This is a genomic window from Achromobacter sp. GbtcB20 (genome assembly GCF_019091095.1).
GTDB lineage: Bacteria > Pseudomonadota > Gammaproteobacteria > Burkholderiales > Burkholderiaceae_B > Achromobacter > Achromobacter mucicolens.
The window spans coordinates 1-440 of the sequence record NZ_JAGXJZ010000243.1; the positions used below are offsets into that span (position 1 = coordinate 1).

Annotated in this window: 1 protein-coding gene; it reads right to left on the reverse strand. The window is 66.1% G+C overall.

Translation table 11 applies throughout. The features are described from left to right. The coding region (locus tag KVT32_RS28805; RefSeq protein ID WP_217619282.1) for a DinB family protein at positions 1–324 on the reverse strand (324 nt) is incomplete at its 3' end. Positions 325–440: the final 116 nt, after the last annotated feature.

The window sequence follows — 440 nt, forward strand, 5'->3', positions numbered from 1 at the left end:
GTCCTGCCGGTAGGCGCGCACCTCGTCCAGCGAAGGACGGGTCTGCAGGCCGCGCTGGGGTCGCGGGTGCTTCGCGCCGACGCCGTTGTAATAGGAATTGAACAGCACCCGGAAGGCCTGGTGGAAAGGCGCGAAACCGTCCTCGACCTGCTCGAGGATGAAGGTCTCGAAGAACCAGGTGGTGTGGGCCAGGTGCCACTTGATCGGGCTGGCGTCGGGCATCGACTGGGCGCAGCAGTCCTCGCTCGACAGGGGTTCGGCCAGGTGCAGCGAGCGCTGGCGCACTTGAGGAAAAAGTACTGCGTGAAAATGGAGCTGCTCCATCGCGCCTCCCTACTCGGCCACGGCCGCCGCCTGGGCATGGATGACGGCAAACCAGCGCTGCGGATCGGTCCACACGCGGCTGGCTTCGTAGCCGGCCTGTTCCAGCAAGCCGATGG